Origin of the sequence: Variovorax sp. CCNWLW225, assembly GCF_037204045.1 — a bacterium.
Classification (GTDB): domain Bacteria; phylum Pseudomonadota; class Gammaproteobacteria; order Burkholderiales; family Burkholderiaceae_C; genus Variovorax.
Genome location: NZ_JBBCBV010000009.1, coordinates 120106 through 134494 on the forward strand (window position 1 = coordinate 120106; position 14389 = coordinate 134494).

The 14389-nt window shown below is 65.6% G+C and carries 16 protein-coding genes; 13 read left to right on the plus strand and 3 right to left on the minus strand.

Annotation, left to right across the window (positions count from 1 at the left end; translation table 11 throughout):
* Positions 1-157: 157 nt before the first annotated feature.
* The 5 genes from V9L20_RS16595 (at position 158) to V9L20_RS16615 (ending at position 3358) form a co-directional block, all read left to right on the plus strand.
* The gene (locus V9L20_RS16595; RefSeq protein ID WP_337297432.1) at positions 158-1078 is read left to right on the plus strand and encodes a DMT family transporter; all 921 of its coding nucleotides are present in this window, start codon (positions 158-160) and stop codon (positions 1076-1078) included.
* A gap of 244 nt (positions 1079-1322) precedes the next feature.
* Positions 1323-1850 carry a 2'-5' RNA ligase family protein gene (locus tag V9L20_RS16600; RefSeq protein WP_337297433.1) on the plus strand — a complete coding sequence of 176 codons (528 nt, stop codon included), beginning with the start codon at positions 1323-1325 and terminating at the stop codon, positions 1848-1850.
* Entirely contained in the window at positions 1850-2173 is a 324-nt protein-coding gene (locus V9L20_RS16605) for a 1-deoxy-D-xylulose-5-phosphate synthase (RefSeq protein ID WP_337297434.1), read from the plus strand. The genes V9L20_RS16600 and V9L20_RS16605 overlap by 1 nt, the downstream gene beginning before the upstream one ends.
* A 52-nt stretch (positions 2174-2225) precedes the next feature.
* Positions 2226-2579, plus strand: a complete 354-nt coding sequence (locus tag V9L20_RS16610) for a hypothetical protein (protein ID WP_337297435.1) — start codon at positions 2226-2228, stop codon at positions 2577-2579.
* Positions 2580-2590: 11 nt separating this feature from the next.
* On the plus strand, positions 2591-3358 hold the full coding sequence (locus V9L20_RS16615) for an alpha/beta fold hydrolase (protein WP_337297436.1): 768 nt from the start codon (positions 2591-2593) through the stop codon (positions 3356-3358).
* An 8-nt stretch (positions 3359-3366) separates the two neighbouring features.
* Here the strand turns inward: V9L20_RS16615 and V9L20_RS16620 are convergent, their stop codons facing one another.
* Complete coding sequence (locus V9L20_RS16620) at positions 3367-3939, minus strand: histidine phosphatase family protein (protein ID WP_337297437.1); 573 nt, start codon at positions 3937-3939, stop codon at positions 3367-3369.
* A 79-nt stretch (positions 3940-4018) separates the two neighbouring features.
* On the opposite strand from V9L20_RS16620, the gene V9L20_RS16625 reads away from it, so the two are divergent.
* From V9L20_RS16625 to V9L20_RS27325, 3 genes are read left to right on the plus strand one after another with little or no spacing between them, the layout of a single operon-like run.
* Positions 4019-4552, plus strand: coding sequence for a GNAT family N-acetyltransferase (locus V9L20_RS16625; protein ID WP_337297438.1), 534 nt, complete (start codon positions 4019-4021; stop codon positions 4550-4552).
* Positions 4549-5049 (plus strand): DinB family protein, encoded by a 501-nt coding sequence (locus tag V9L20_RS16630; RefSeq protein ID WP_337297439.1) that lies wholly within the window; start codon positions 4549-4551, stop codon positions 5047-5049. The genes V9L20_RS16625 and V9L20_RS16630 overlap by 4 nt, the downstream gene beginning before the upstream one ends.
* 12 nt (positions 5050-5061) lie before the next feature.
* On the plus strand, positions 5062-6030 hold the full coding sequence (locus tag V9L20_RS27325) for a nucleotidyltransferase family protein (RefSeq protein WP_443098593.1): 969 nt from the start codon (positions 5062-5064) through the stop codon (positions 6028-6030).
* On the opposite strand, the gene V9L20_RS16645 is transcribed toward V9L20_RS27325, so the two are convergent.
* Positions 5976-7103, minus strand: a complete 1128-nt coding sequence (locus V9L20_RS16645; protein ID WP_337297440.1) for a substrate-binding domain-containing protein — start codon at positions 7101-7103, stop codon at positions 5976-5978. The genes V9L20_RS27325 and V9L20_RS16645 overlap by 55 nt on opposite strands.
* Positions 7104-7226: 123 nt before the next feature.
* On the opposite strand from V9L20_RS16645, the gene V9L20_RS16650 reads away from it, so the two are divergent.
* The 5 genes from V9L20_RS16650 to V9L20_RS16670 are packed head-to-tail and all read left to right on the plus strand — an operon-like array spanning position 7227 to position 13242.
* Positions 7227-7709, plus strand: coding sequence for a formate dehydrogenase subunit gamma (locus tag V9L20_RS16650; protein ID WP_258503985.1), 483 nt, complete (start codon positions 7227-7229; stop codon positions 7707-7709).
* Positions 7706-9262: a formate dehydrogenase beta subunit gene (locus tag V9L20_RS16655; protein WP_337297441.1), complete on the plus strand. Its 1557-nt coding sequence runs from the start codon at positions 7706-7708 to the stop codon at positions 9260-9262. Before V9L20_RS16650 ends, V9L20_RS16655 begins: the two co-directional genes overlap by 4 nt.
* A gap of 28 nt (positions 9263-9290) precedes the next feature.
* The gene (gene fdhF / locus V9L20_RS16660; protein WP_337297442.1) at positions 9291-12173 is read left to right on the plus strand and encodes a formate dehydrogenase subunit alpha; all 2883 of its coding nucleotides are present in this window, start codon (positions 9291-9293) and stop codon (positions 12171-12173) included.
* Complete coding sequence (gene fdhD / locus V9L20_RS16665) at positions 12170-13027, plus strand: formate dehydrogenase accessory sulfurtransferase FdhD (RefSeq protein ID WP_337297443.1); 858 nt, start codon at positions 12170-12172, stop codon at positions 13025-13027. Before fdhF ends, fdhD begins: the two co-directional genes overlap by 4 nt.
* Positions 13018-13242 (plus strand): formate dehydrogenase subunit delta, encoded by a 225-nt coding sequence (locus V9L20_RS16670; RefSeq protein ID WP_157611998.1) that lies wholly within the window; start codon positions 13018-13020, stop codon positions 13240-13242. Before fdhD ends, V9L20_RS16670 begins: the two co-directional genes overlap by 10 nt.
* Before the next feature lie 24 nt (positions 13243-13266).
* Here the strand turns inward: V9L20_RS16670 and V9L20_RS16675 are convergent, their stop codons facing one another.
* On the minus strand, positions 13267-14277 hold the full coding sequence (locus V9L20_RS16675; protein WP_337297444.1) for a Bug family tripartite tricarboxylate transporter substrate binding protein: 1011 nt from the start codon (positions 14275-14277) through the stop codon (positions 13267-13269).
* Positions 14278-14389: the final 112 nt, after the last annotated feature.

Here is a 14389-nt window from a genome sequence, read left to right on the forward strand (position 1 = left end):
TTCTTTTCTTTCGAAGATTTGAATCTGCCGCTAAGACTCTCCTGGCGCCGGCCCGGCGTTCTACAGCCGACAACGGACTTTTGCGTAGGCCGAGGGCGCGCACGTTTCGTTGCGGGCCGAAGTGTTCCTCCCGCAGACTCTCGATGATCGGCGCACCATGCCAACGACCCCACCCCGCATCGCTTTCGAATGGATGCTGCTCGCCGTGCTCGCCACCTGCTGGGGCGCCTCGTACACATTCATCAAGATCGGCGTGCAAACGCTGCCGCCCGTCACACTGATTGCGGCGCGCACGCTGATTGCCGGCCTGCTGCTGCTCGCCCTGCTGCGCCTGCGCGGCGTGCGCCTGCCGCGGGAGCCCGCGATGTGGCGCCGCTTCGCGCTGCAAGCCTGCTTGAACAGCGTGCTGCCGTTCACGCTCATCGCGTGGGCCGAGCTCAGCGTGGAGGCCGGGCTCGCCACCATCCTCAATTCGACCTCGCCGATCTTCATCTTCCTGCTGGGCCTGGGCATGGGCGGTGCCGAGAAGCCGACGCTGCGCCGCCTCTTCGGCGTGTGCGCGGGCCTAGCGGGCATCTGCCTGATCGTCGGCGTCGAGGCGCTGCACGGCCTCGGACATTCGCTCCTTGCTCAAATCGGGCTGGTGGCGGCGGCCGTCTGCTATGGCTGCGCCGCCATGTTCGGCCGCGTGTTCAAGGGACTCGATCCGATGGTGCCGGCCGCGGGCTCGCTGCTTTGCGGCGCGGCGATGCTGCTGCCCGCGAGCCTCGCGCTCGACCGGCCGTGGACACTTGCGCCTTCGGCCGGCTCGGCGCTGGCGGTGCTGGCTCTCGCGGTGCTTTCCACGGCCCTCGCCTTCACGATCTACTTCCGGCTCATCAAGACGCTCGGGCCGATGTCGACCGCCGCGCAGGCCTATCTGCGCGTGCCCATCGGCGTGATGATCGGCGTGGTATTCCTCGGCGAGACGCTCTCACCCACCGCGTGGGCCGGGCTCGCGTGCATCGTGGCGGGCGTAGTCGCGATGACGGTGCCCGCGCGCGGCGGACCGCGCCTGGCCAGGCTCCGGGTGCGATGAAATGCCGCATCGTCCGCTCAAGACTTTTTGCGCCGCGGCCATCATTTTCTACGCGGCTTTTAGACGCGCGCTCCTACGCTGTCTGCGCCTCATTCGCCAGCGATTTTTCGGCCGTGAGCCTTGCTGGAGGCACCGGCACATCGGCCAGGAGATCTCGCATGAGGCGATGCGGTGGAGGGAGCGGCTCATCGGCGGCAGTTTGGTGAGGCGATGGGAGTACGCCGCTTGATGAATATCATCGGGCATGGCGATATCCGCATTCATTGTCCCGGTGCCCTCGGCCGAAGCGCTCGTTGGAGACCTGCGCCGGCGTTTCGATGCGACAACCGACCTGGGAGTGCCCGCGCATATCACCGTGCTCGTGCCGTTCATGGACCCTCGGCACATCACACCTGCCGTATTGGAGCGGGCGCAAAGCGTGTTGAACACAGTTGCCGCGTTCTCCTTTTCGCTGAATACCGTGGCTCGCTTTCCGGCGACTACGTATGTCGCACCGCAACCGGCCGAGCCCTTCATCAGGATGACCAAAGCGCTCGTGGAGTCTTTTCCGGACTTTCAGCCTTACGGCGGAGAGCACCAAGGCATCGTTCCGCACCTCACGGTGGCCCATGGTGATGCTGCCGAAGCCAGCGCAGTCGCCGCTGAGGTGCAGAGCCGGCTCGATGCATTCGGTGCTGTCGGCGCAAATTGCACTTCGGTCGTGCTGATCGAAAACTCGACCGGCCGATGGGAAGAGTTGCACGTCTTTGATCTTCCCAAGGGTGAGCTCTGATGAAAAGCCGCATCATGTACATCGAAGCGAAGACGAGCGGGCTGACGGGACCGGCCCGCATCGGCCACGTCACCAGTTCCAAATCTGGCGCAACGCTCTACTACGGAGGCAAGGCGTTCTGCAGCCTCAAGGGCGACGGCTTCAAATCGAACTACTACGACGTTGAAACCGGCGAGCACTACTGGATCTCTGGTCCCAGAAAGGACGGGAAAGACGCCCTGTATGCAACGCACATCAAGCCAGCCATAGACGACGACGCTCGCGATGAGTACTGGTCGAAGATCCGTGGGCACGCCCCACCGGAGAGCAAGGGCCGCCGCTGAGCTATCGAAAGCAGCAGTAGCCGACCCATAGCCATTTGGCCAGAATGCGCCCATGAGCCAACATAACGACACGCAGGAGACCGCCGAACACATTCCTTTCGAGGAATTCCGCGAGGGGCTGCCGCAAGGGCGCTTTCGGGTCATCGTCAACCCCGCGCTGGCGGCGCCCTTCGTGTCGCACCGCATGCATGCGACGGCATTGGCCCTTGCCCTCATCGGCCCCGGCATTGCCGCGGCGCTGGCGGGACATCCGTGGATCGGCGGGCCGTTGGTGGTGGCCGGCATCCTGGTGCGGTGGTCCGTCAAGAAGCAGGCGCCACGCATTCTTTTGCACCTGGCCGCGCGCGTGCCATCGGTCTATGAGCAGGCCGGCGAGCATGGCGTGATGGAAGTGCGCCGCGCCTGAGGAGCGATGCGATGCACACAGCGAACATCTACGCGGAACAAGGCGGCGAAGGCGCTGACCTGCTGCTCATGCTGCATGGCATGGGCGCAACGGGAGCCGTGTGGTCGCCCATGTGCGACATGGCGAGCACCCGCTGGGCCGGGCGCTGGCTCGCGCTGGATTTGCCCGGCCACGGCCGCTCCGGCCGGCAAGACTCTTATGCGATCGGCCAATGCGCCGCAACCGTTGCGCGCGCCGCGCTGCCGCACGTCGATCCCGCAGGGCGGCTGCTGGTGCTCGGGCATTCGCTCGGCGGGGTGATCGCCCTTGCACTGGCCACGGGCTGGTTCGGCGTGGCACCACACCGGGTCTTTGGGGCCGGCATCAAGGCGGCGTGGAGCGACGATGAACTGCGCCGCATGGAAACGCTGGCATTGCAGCCCGCAAAGCAGTTTTCCACCGAAGAAGAGGCGCGGGAGCGGTACCTGAAGGTTTCAGGCCTTGCGGGAATCGCCGATGCATCGGCGGCTGCCGCTGCAAGAGGCGTGGAGCGCGACGCCGATGGATGGCGCCTGGCGATGGACCCACGGGCCAATGCGGTCGGCAAACCGCCGCTGTCCGAACTGATGGCGCTGGCCCGCTGCCCCGTTCACCTTGGCCGCGGGCGCGACGATGCGTTGGTGACAATGGAGCAGACCCGAGCGCTCGACCCTGATGCACGCGACCTCGGGCCGCACGGCCACAACGTGATGATCGAGGCACCCCAAGCAGTTTGGGACTGGGTCGCTTCGTTCACCTGACCCAGGCGTCATTGCCCGTCAGTGGGTAGCGTGCCCACCACTGCCAGGGCGCCCTGGCGCGATCGCATGACGACGCCTTCGCCCGACGCCAGCGCGACGCCCGTCAGTGCACTGATGTTGGCCTGGTGAGTGGTCACCACGAGTACGCCCGGGCCGCGCCAGGCCAGGAGCAACGCCCGTGCGCGCTCTGTTTGCTCGGGTTCACGCGATCGATCGGAGAACAGCGAATTGAACGCACTGTCGACACGAGCCTTGATGGCGGGAAAGGCCAAGGTAGCGGTATCGCGCGCACGGCACCATTCGGACGTAAGCACGGTGGACACCGCAATGCTGCGCTCGCGAAACCGCTCGCCGATGCGGCGCGCCTGCTTGCGGCCGGTGTCGTCGAGGTTGCGTTGGGTGCTGCAGTCGTCCAGGCGCATGCCGGGCGGGTCTCCAATTCCAGGTGCCTCGGCATGCCTGAACACAACGACATCGCCATTGCGCAGCGCGCCCCACCCGGTGTCGGTCTGGCCCGGGCCTGGCGCGCAGCCCAGCACAAGGGCACTGGCCAGCAGCATGCATACGGCAGCGCGGTTCATGTGAACTCCTGGTACAGGTCGACGCCGACTCGAGCCCTATAGTAAAGACCCCCCCTCACCTTGAAAAGGAGTACCGCTCGTGTCCACGACACTTTCATTCAGGCCATTGGAAGAAAGCGACTTTCCGATGCTCCACGAATGGGTTCGGCGGCCCCACGTCGCTGAATGGTGGAGCGAGCCCAGCACGCTCGAAGAGATCAGGGACGAGTACCTTCCGACGCTCGACGGCAGGTCGTCGACCAGGGCATTCATCGCCAGCCTTGACGATGAGCCGATCGGGTTCATCCAGGTCTATGTGGTGCAAGGCTCCGGAGACGGGTGGTGGGAAGACGAAACCGATGCCGGCGCGAGAGGCATCGACCAGTTCCTGGCAGACGCCGCGCGATTGAACCAGGGCCTGGGCACCGCAATGATCAAGGCCTTCGTCGACCGGCTCTTTCAAGACCCAAGGGTTTCGAAAGTGCAGACAGACCCCTCGCCCGAGAACGCACGTGCCATACGGTGCTACAGAAAAGTCGGCTTCAAGGACGTTGGCGAAGTCATGACGCCTGACGGGCCTGCGCTGCTTATGCGGTGTGAGCGAGAAGAGCCGAGCTCACGGAGGCGTCTGTGACCGACACCCGCAACATCCGCATGCTCACGCGCTACACGGCCTGGGCAAACTCGCGCCTCTTCGGAGCACTGGCCGAGCTGCCGCAAAGCGAGGCCGTTGCATCCGCATTGGGCGACATGGTCAAGACGCTGAATCACGCCTATGTGGTCGACCTGATCTGGAAGGCTCATCTCGAAGGAGAACGCCATGGCTTCACTTCGCGCAATACGGAAGTGATGCCAAGCCTTGGGGAGCTTCGCGATGCACAGGCGCTCAGCGACGGTTGGTACATCGACTACGCCGGCCGGATCTCCGGCACGGCGCACGATGAAGTCGTGCACTTCGAATTCGTCGACGGCGGCTCAGGCGCGATGACCCGGGGCGACATGCTGCTCCACGTGGTGAATCACAAGACCTACCACCGCGGATACGTGGCGCAGATGCTCTACCAGGCATCGCTTCGTCCCCCGACCATGGACTTGCCGGTGTTCTTGAGAGATGTTCCGCTTGTTCTTTGAGGAGCAGAAGACATGCAGATTCGCAGCGCTGCTGCTTCCGACCTCGAAGCGGTTCACAAGCTTCTGTCAGCGAATGGATGGGCCCACCGGATCGCTGATGCCGAGTACCTTGGCCAGTTGATCTCGGCATCGCATACGGCGGTAATCGCGGTGGCAGATGGCGAGGTTGTCGGCTTTGCGCGTGCCATCAGCGACGGCCTGTCCAACGGATACCTGTCCATGGTCGTGGTCGCCGAGCCCTTCCGCCGGAGAGGAATCGGACAGGCGCTCGTCCAACACATCGTAGGTTCGGAGACAAGCATCACGTGGGTGCTGCGGGCGGGCAGACCCGGGGCCGCCGAATTCTTTGCCAAGCTGGGCTTCAGAACCTCGTCGGTTGCGATGGAGCGCTCGCGAGGCCAACAGCATCAACAGACGCACCTCGAGCGCAAGCTCACCGCGATGGTGGCCGCATCAGACCCGCTGATGGCCGCGCTGCACGCTGTTCGCTCGCTGGAGCTCCCCTCCTGGTGCATCGGTGCCGGTGTCATCCGCTCGTTGGTGTGGGACACCCTTCATGGCTTCGACCATCGTTCCGCCGTCGAAGACATGGACGTCGTCTACTTCGATGCGAATGCCGGACCGGAGCACGATGCGTACCTCGAAGAGCAGCTTCGCTCGGCCATGCCAAACCTCTGCTGGGAAGTAACGAATCAAGCCGGCGTCCATCGCTGGTTCGCCGACGCCCTCGGCCAGGTTGTTGCGCCGCTCGCCTCGCTTGAAGAAGGCGTTGCGACGTGGCCGGAGTTCGCGACGTGCGTTGGCGTTTACCTCAACGGCGACGGAACACTGGGCGTCGTTGCTCCGCATGGGCTCGACGACCTTTTCGGGCTGCGCGTTCGGCACAACCCGCAGAGGGCAAGCGCTGCGACCTACCGCGAGCGCGTTCAGGCCAAGCGGTTTGCCGAGCGGTGGCCCCGGCTTTCGATCGAAGCGGCTTGATTGCCCAATGAACTGAACGCTTCGGAGAGCGACAGCACACGGCCGCAGTTCACCGCCTGGTAGCCCGGCAGCCGGTTCACCGCCTGCTGATAGGCATCGCTGCGCAGAATGTCGAGCATGCGCTGCACGATGGGCGCGGCGAGCGAGCGTTCGTCGCACAGCAGAAAGTAGCGCTCCACCTGGTTAGAGATGAAGTCCAGCTTGAACTGCCGTGCGGGTGTTTCCACGCCGTAGCCCGCGTCTGCCATGCCGCTGGCCACGAAGGCGGCCACGGCCGCGTGCGTGAACTCGCATTGCTCGTAGCCCTTGATCGATTCGGGCGCAATGCCCTGCTCGCGCAACTGGAGATCGAACAGGTAGCGCGTGCCTGAACCCGCCTGCCGGTTGATGAAGCGGACATCGGGGCGCGCCAGGTCGGCCAGCGAGTAGATCTTTTTCGGGTTGCCGGGCGCGACCATCAGGCCCTGGCGGCGGGTTGCCATGCCGATGACCTTCTGCGTATCGGCGTTGAGCCAGGCGCCATAGTGGGTGACGGCTTCGGCCTCGAACGCGCCGAGCGGCACGTGAAAACCCGCCACGTCGCAACTGCCGTGATGCAGCGAGGCGACAGCCTCTTCGCTGCCGCAGTAGCGCAAATCGCCCGGCACCTGCGCCGCGGCCAGGAAGCCGTGCAATGCCTCGATGGCAAAACCGTGGCTGGCGTGGATGCGCAGCAAGTTGGGCGCGGTGGGAATCAGCTTTTCTATTTCAGCGCCCAGTTCGGAGGCCAGCGAATCGAGCAAGGGCGACAGGCGCGCCGTGATGCGGCGGTCTGCCCACACCAGCTTTTCGCCCAGCGGCGTGAGGCTGGAGCCCTTGCCCCGCTGCATGGCCACGAGCGGCTGGCCAAACATGGCTTCGCCCTGGCGAATGAGCTCCCAGGCATGGCGGTAGGACACGCCGGCCTCCGTGCAGGCGCTGGACAGGCTGCCGTGCTCCAGCACCTTCACCAGCAGCTCGATCACCCGCGGCGCCAGGGCTGCGCCATCGGGCTGGCGAATGGTCCATTGCGGCTTGATGTGCACTTCATGCATAGGTTTAGGCTTTTCAAAGCATATTTATTGGGCCGGTCGCATCATATTGTGGCACTTGATGCTGCTCCATACACTCGCGCAACCACGGGTATGGCAACTCCGAAATTAGGAGATGAAAAGCATATGACAGAGACGACAGATACGGCAGGCCTGGGCATCGCGGCATCCATTGCCGCCGCGCACAAGGACGTGCCCGGCGGGCTGCTGCCCGCGCTGCACGGCATACAAGACGCGCTGGGCTACGTGCCGCCCGATGCGGTGCCGCTCGTGGCCGAGCAGTTCAACCTGTCGCGCGCCGAGGTGCACGGCGTGGTCAGCTACTACCACCACTTTCGCTCTGCGCCGGCGGGCCGGCTGCTGGTGCAGGTCTGCCGGGCCGAGGCCTGCAAGGCGATGGGTGCGGACGCGCTGCTGGCGCATGCCGAGCAACGGCTGGGCTGCGGCGTGCATGGCACCTCGGCCGACGGCCAGTACTCGCTGGAGCCGGTGTTCTGCCTTGGCCTTTGCGCCTCGTCGCCGTCCATTGCAATCAACGACGAAGTGCATGCGCGCATCACGCCGGCGCTGTTCGACGAAATCGTCGGGGAAGCGCGGCAAGCCTCATGACCACCACCATTTATGTTCCCCGCGACTCCGCCGCACTGGCGGTGGGCGCCGACCGTGTGGCCCGGCAGATTGCAGCCGAAGCCCTTGCGCGCAACATGCCGGTGCGCATTGTGCGCAACGGCTCGCGCGGCCTTTTCTGGCTGGAAACGCTGGTCGAAGTGCAAACACCGCAAGGCCGCGTTGCGTACGGTCCGGTCACGCGCGCCGACGTGGCCGGCCTGTTCGACGCAGGCTTTCTTGACGGCGGCGCGCATGCGCTGAACCTGGGCCTGACGGAAGAGATTGCCTACCTGAAGAAGCAGGAGCGCCTGACCTTTGCCCGCATGGGCGTGACCGACCCGGTGTCGGTGGCCGACTACGAGGCGCACGAAGGCTTTGCGGGGCTCCGCCGCGCGCTGGCAATGGCACCGGCGGATATCGTGCAGCAAGTGCTCGACTCCGGATTGCGCGGCCGCGGCGGCGCCGCCTTTCCGGCCGGCATCAAGTGGAAGACGGTGCTGGCCGCGCAGGCACGCCAGAAATACATCGTCTGCAATGCGGACGAAGGCGACTCAGGCACCTTTTCGGACCGCATGACGATGGAAGGCGATCCGCTCGTGCTGGTGGAAGGCATGACGATCGCCGGCATTGCGACGGGCGCGACCGAGGGCTACATCTACGTGCGGTCGGAATACCCGCATGCCATTGCCACGCTGAACGAGGCCATCGGCAATGCGGAGCAGGCGGGTTTTCTGGGCGACGACATCCTGGGCTCGGGCCGCAGCTTTCGCTTGATCGTGCGCAAGGCCGCGGGCGCCTATGTGTGCGGCGAAGAAACCGCGCTGCTCGAAAGCCTGGAAGGCCGCCGCGGCATTGTGCGCGCCAAGCCGCCGCTGCCGGCGCTGCAGGGGCTGTTCGGCCAGCCCACGGTGATCAACAACGTGATCACGCTGGCGTCGGTTCCCCTCATCCTGGCGCGCGGCGCCGACTTCTACAAGCACTACGGCGTGGGCCGCTCGCGCGGCACGCTGCCGTTTCAGCTGGCCGGAAACATCCGGCATGGGGGCCTCGTCGAAAAGGCGTTCGGCCTTACGCTGCGCGAACTGCTCTACGACTTTGGCGGCGGCAGTGCGAGCGGCCGGCCGATCAAGGCGGTGCAGGTGGGCGGCCCGTTGGGCGCCTATGTGCCCGAATCGCAATGGGACCTGCCGCTCGACTACGAGGCCTATGCCGCCGTGGGCGCGGTGGTGGGCCATGGCGGCATCGTGGTGCACGACGACACGGCCGACATGTCGCAGCTGGCCCGCTACGCCATGGAGTTCTGCGCGATCGAGTCGTGCGGCAAGTGCACGCCGTGCCGCATCGGCTCCACGCGCGGTGTGGAAGTGATCGACAAGATCACGAGCAACCAGAACCGGCCGCAGCAGGTCATTTTGCTGCGCGACCTGTGCGACACCATGCTGCACGGCTCGCTCTGCGCCATGGGCGGCATGACGTCCTACCCGGTGCTGTCGGCCATCAACCACTACCCGGAGGACTTCGGCATCGAAGCCCCCGACCGCGCTGCGGCATGAATCGAAGAGCAATCCAGGAGACACCCCCATGCTGAACCCATCGCAAGACATCGACTACGGCACGCCCAGGCGCGAGTCCACCGAGGAAGTCACGCTCGAAATCGACGGCATGCCGGTGACGGTGGCCAAGGGCACCTCGCTGATGCGCGCCGCGGTGGACGCGGGCGTGCAGGTGCCCAAGCTGTGCGCCACCGACAGCCTGGAGCCCTTCGGCTCGTGCCGGCTGTGCCTGGTGGAGATCGACGGGCGCAAGGGCTACCCGGCGTCTTGCACCACGCCGGCAGAGGCCGGCATGAAGGTGCGCACGCAAAGCCCCAGGCTGCAGGAGCTGCGCAAGGGCGTGATGGAGCTGTACATCTCCGATCATCCGCTCGACTGCCTCACCTGCGCCGCCAACGGCGACTGCGAGCTGCAGGACATGGCCGGCGTGACCGGGTTGCGCAACGTGCGCTACGGCTATGACGGCGCCAACCACCTGAAGAGCGCCAAGGACGAGTCCAACCCGTATTTCACCTACGACCCGTCCAAGTGCATCGTGTGCAACCGCTGCGTGCGTGCCTGCGAAGAAACGCAGGGCACCTTTGCGCTCACCATCAGCGGGCGCGGCTTCGAGTCGCGCGTGTCGCCGGGCCAGGACCAGCCCTTCATGGAGTCCGAATGCGTGAGCTGCGGCGCCTGCGTGCAGGCCTGCCCCACGGCCACGCTGCAAGAAAAATCGGTCATCTGGCTGGGCCAGGCCGAGCACAGCGCCATTACCACCTGCGCCTACTGCGGCGTGGGCTGCGGCTTCAAGGCCGAGATGAAGGGCAATGAAGTGGTGCGCATGGTGCCGTGGAAGGACGGCAAGGCCAACGAAGGCCACTCCTGCGTGAAGGGCCGCTTTGCCTGGGGCTACGCCACCCACAAGGACCGGGTGCTCAAGCCCATGATCCGCAGCAAGATCACCGACCCGTGGCAAGAGGTGAGCTGGGAAGAAGCCGTCAACTATGCCGCGAGCGAGTTCCGCCGCATCCAGGCCAAGTACGGCACCGATTCCATCGGCGGGCTCGTGTCGTCGCGCTGCACCAACGAGGAGGGCTACCTGGTGCAGAAGCTGGTGCGTGCGGCCTTCGGCAACAACAACGTCGACACCTGCGCGCGCGTATGCCACTCGCCCACCGGTTACGGCCTGAAGCAGACCATGGGCGAATCGGCCGGCACGCAGAACTTCAAGTCGGTGGAAAAGTCGGACGTGATCATGGTGATTGGCGCCAACCCGTCGGACGGCCACCCGGTGTTCGCATCGCGCATGAAGAAGCGCCTGCGCGCCGGTGCGCGGCTGATCGTGGTCGATCCGCGCACCATCGACCTGGTGAGGTCGCCGCACGTCAAGGCCGACTATCACCTGAAGCTCAAGCCCGGCACCAACGTGGCGGTCATCAGCGCCATGGCGCACGTGATCGTGACCGAAGGCCTGGTCGATGAAGCCTTCGTGGCCGAGCGCTGCGAACCCAAGTCGTTCAACGAGTGGCGCGAATTTGTCGCGCGCCCGGCCAACTCGCCCGAGGCCATGGAAGAAGTGACCGGCGTGCCGGCCGCCGACCTGCGCGCTGCCGCGCGGCTGTTTGCCCAAGGCCATGACGGCAAGCGCAATGCCGCCATCTACTACGGGCTGGGCGTGACCGAGCACAGCCAGGGCTCGACCATGGTGATGGGCATTGCCAACCTGGCCATGGCCACGGGCAACGTGGGCCGCGAGGGCGTGGGCGTGAACCCGCTGCGCGGCCAGAACAACGTGCAGGGCTCGTGCGACATGGGCTCATTTCCGCACGAACTGCCGGGCTACCGCCATGTGTCCGACAGCACCGCGCGCGGCAGCTTCGAATCGGCCTGGGGCGTGGAGCTGCGGCCCGAGCCGGGCCTGCGCATTCCCAACATGTTCGATGCCGCCATTACCGGCAGCTTCAAGGGCCTGTACTGCGAAGGTGAAGACGTGGTGCAGTCGGACCCGAACACCCAGCACGTGGCCGAGGCCATGATGGCGATGGAGTGCATCGTGGTGCAAGACCTGTTCCTGAACGAAACGGCCAAGTACGCGCACGTGTTCTTGCCGGGTGCGTCGTTCCTGGAAAAAGACGGCACCTTCACCAACGCCGAGCGGCGCATCTCGCGCGTCACCAAGGTCATGCCGCCCAAGGCCGGCTATGCCGACTGGGAGGTGACGCAGCTGCTCTCCAACGCGCTGGGCTACCCCATGAACTATTCGAGCGCCGAAGAAATCATGAACGAGATCGCCGCGCTCACACCCACCTTCACGGGGGTGAGCTACGCCAAGCTGGCAAAGCTGGGCAGCGTGCAGTGGCCGTGCAACGAGGCCGCACCCGAAGGCACGCCGACCATGCACATCGACCAATTCGTGCGCGGCAAGGGCAAGTTCATCATCACGCAGTACGTGCCCACCGACGAGAAGGTCACGCGCATGTACCCGCTGATATTGACCACCGGGCGCATCCTCTCGCAGTACAACGTGGGCGCGCAGACCCGCCGCACCGAGAACAACCAGTGGCACAGCGAAGACCGGCTCGAAATCCATCCGGCCGACGCGGAGGACCGCGGCATTGCGGAGGGCGACTGGGTCGGCATCCGGAGCCGGGCCGGCGAAACCGTGCTGCGGGCCACCATCACGGAGCGTGTGCAGCCGGGCGTGGTGTACACCACCTTCCACTTTCCCGAATCGGGCGCCAACGTGATCACCACCGACAACTCCGACTGGGCCACCAACTGCCCCGAATTCAAGGTAACCGCGGTGCAGGTGATGCCGGTGATGCAGCCTTCGGAGTGGCAGCAGGAGTACAGCCGGTTCAACGCGCTGCAGGAAGAGCTGCTCAACAAGCGGCTCGGCGAAGTGGCAGAAACAGCGGTGGCCAAATGAACCTGGCCGACATACCGCTGCGGCCCGGAGGCGCCGAGTTGCTGCCCGTGCGCGGCGTGCGCGCACGGCAGGCTTTCGACAACCGCGACTGGGTGGCCGTGGAGATACCGGTTGCGCTGGAGTTCAACGGCATTGCGCACGCCGTGATGCTTGCAACACCCACCGACCTGGCCGACTTTGCGCTGGGCTTCGCGCTCAGCGAGGGCATCTTGCTGGCGCGCGGCGAGCTCTACGGCATCGAGGAAGAGTACGGGCCCGAGGGCATCACCCTGAAGCTCGAAGTCGCAAGCGCGGCCTTCGCGCGGCTGAAGGAGCGGCGCCGCTCGATGGCCGGCCGCACGGGCTGCGGACTGTGCGGCACCGAAAGCCTCGCGCATGTCGCGCGCGCACTGCCGGCCTTGCCGCCGGGCCCCTCGCTCTCGAAGAGCGCTGTGGCCCGCGGCATGCGGGAGCTTGCATCGCTGCAGGTGCTGCAGAAGGTGACGGGCGCCGTGCACGCGGCGGCCTGGTGCACGGCAGAAGGCGAGGCCCTGCTGGTGCGCGAAGACATCGGCCGGCACAACGCGCTCGACAAGCTGGTGGGTGCGCTTGCCAAGAGCACGCTGGCCGCTTCCACCGGCTTCATCGCCGTGACAAGCCGCGCGAGTTTCGAGATGGTGCAAAAGACCGTTGCGGCCGGGGTGCCGCTGCTGGCCGCGGTGTCGGCCTCGACCTCGATGGCCACGGCCGTCGCGCAAGAATCAGGACTGACGCTGGCGGGCTTCGTGCGCGGCGACGACCTGGTCATCTACACCCACCCGGGGCGGCTGAACGGCCAGCCCGCAACCGCCCGAGGTTTTCAGCAATGCATGTAGACCAGCTGATTCGCATGGTGAACCAGATGGGCAGCTTCTTCGAAGCCATGCCCGACCGCGGCGAAGCCCTGCAGGACTTGGCGCTGCACCTCAAGCGCTTCTGGGAGCCGCGCATGCGCAGGGAGCTGCTCGCGCACCTGGATGCGGATGGAAGCGGGGCGTTGAACCCGGTGTCGGCCGAGGCGATTCGCGTTCACCGGGCGCTGCTCGAATAGCACTGCAGGGCCCCGCCCCTGCCATCAATCGATGCTGATATTCGCGGCCTTGGCCACCTCGGCCCACTTCACGCGGTTGTCGTGCACGGTCTTCTTGAACTGCGCGGGCGTTTCGATGCGCACGGTGTTGCCCTGGCTTTCGAAGCGCTCGCGGATGTCGGGCTGCTCCAGCACCGCCTTCACCGCGGCGTTGAGCTTGTTGACGATCTGCGCATCGGTGCCCTTGGGCGCGAAGATGCCGAACCAGATCGAGCTGTCGAAGCCCTTGGTGCCAGGGAGACCGCTCGAGGCGATGGTGGGCACCTCCTTGACGGCGGCCACCGGGTTGGCCGTGGTCACGCCCAGGAGGCGCACCTTGCCCGCCTTGTAGTGCGGCAGCACCGTCTGCACCTGGTTCATGATGCAGCAGGTTTCGCCGCGCACCACCGACGTGATGGCCTCTGGCCCGCCCTTGTAGGGCACGTGCACCATGTTCAGGCCAAGGCGCGAATTGAATTCGGCAAAGGCCATGTGCGTGCCGGCGCCGTTGCCTGTAGACGCATAGTTGTACTTGCCGGGGTTGGCCTTGACGAGATCGACGAACTCCTTCAATGTCTTTGCGTTGATCACCTCGGGGTTGATGGTGAGCACGTTCGAAACATCGAGCACCGGCGCCACGGGCACGAAGTCGGCCTCCACGTCGAACGGCAGCTTCTTGTAGAGCGCGGCGTTGCTGCCGTGCGTGGCGGCGGTGCCAAAAGAGAGCGTGTAGCCGTCGGGCTTGGCATGGGCCACATACTCGCTGGCAATGTTGCCGGCCGCGCCCGACTTGTAGTCGATGATCACGGGCTTGCCGAGTTGCTTTGCAAGCGGCTCCTGGATGGCGCGGGCCACCACGTCCACGCCGGAGCCGGCCGGAAAGCCCATGATCAGCGTGACGGGTTGCTGGGGCCACTCGGCCTGGGCAAATGCGGCGGACGACGCGGCCACGCACAGGGCGGCGCCGGCCAGCAGCAGGCCGGGCCGAAAGGAACGTGAAAAGGGAGAATGAGTCATGACTGTCTTTCCTCGATGCGGGCGGTGCAGCCCGGGATTGTGGCGCGCGGTTCATGCCCGATCCGGTATGAGCTTATGCGGGGCGCGCCCGCATCGCAGTACCTCTCCATAA

What these genes read in the sequence shown, in the direction of transcription:
- V9L20_RS16670 (WP_157611998.1), top strand. Translation starts at nt 13,018, where the DNA reads ATGCATGTAGACCAGCTGATTCGCATGGTGAACCAGATGGGCAGCTTC.
- V9L20_RS16595 (WP_337297432.1), top strand. Translation starts at nt 158, where the DNA reads ATGCCAACGACCCCACCCCGCATCGCTTTCGAATGGATGCTGCTCGCC.
- V9L20_RS16615 (WP_337297436.1), top strand. Translation starts at nt 2,591, where the DNA reads ATGCACACAGCGAACATCTACGCGGAACAAGGCGGCGAAGGCGCTGAC.
- V9L20_RS16645 (WP_337297440.1), bottom strand. Translation starts at nt 7,103, where the DNA reads ATGCATGAAGTGCACATCAAGCCGCAATGGACCATTCGCCAGCCCGAT.
- V9L20_RS16610 (WP_337297435.1), top strand. Translation starts at nt 2,226, where the DNA reads ATGAGCCAACATAACGACACGCAGGAGACCGCCGAACACATTCCTTTC.
- fdhF (WP_337297442.1), top strand. Translation starts at nt 9,291, where the DNA reads ATGCTGAACCCATCGCAAGACATCGACTACGGCACGCCCAGGCGCGAG.
- V9L20_RS27325 (WP_443098593.1), top strand. Translation starts at nt 5,062, where the DNA reads ATGCAGATTCGCAGCGCTGCTGCTTCCGACCTCGAAGCGGTTCACAAG.
- V9L20_RS16620 (WP_337297437.1), bottom strand. Translation starts at nt 3,939, where the DNA reads ATGAACCGCGCTGCCGTATGCATGCTGCTGGCCAGTGCCCTTGTGCTG.
- V9L20_RS16655 (WP_337297441.1), top strand. Translation starts at nt 7,706, where the DNA reads ATGACCACCACCATTTATGTTCCCCGCGACTCCGCCGCACTGGCGGTG.
- V9L20_RS16605 (WP_337297434.1), top strand. Translation starts at nt 1,850, where the DNA reads ATGAAAAGCCGCATCATGTACATCGAAGCGAAGACGAGCGGGCTGACG.
- fdhD (WP_337297443.1), top strand. Translation starts at nt 12,170, where the DNA reads ATGAACCTGGCCGACATACCGCTGCGGCCCGGAGGCGCCGAGTTGCTG.
- V9L20_RS16600 (WP_337297433.1), top strand. Translation starts at nt 1,323, where the DNA reads ATGGCGATATCCGCATTCATTGTCCCGGTGCCCTCGGCCGAAGCGCTC.
- V9L20_RS16675 (WP_337297444.1), bottom strand. Translation starts at nt 14,277, where the DNA reads ATGACTCATTCTCCCTTTTCACGTTCCTTTCGGCCCGGCCTGCTGCTG.
- V9L20_RS16650 (WP_258503985.1), top strand. Translation starts at nt 7,227, where the DNA reads ATGACAGAGACGACAGATACGGCAGGCCTGGGCATCGCGGCATCCATT.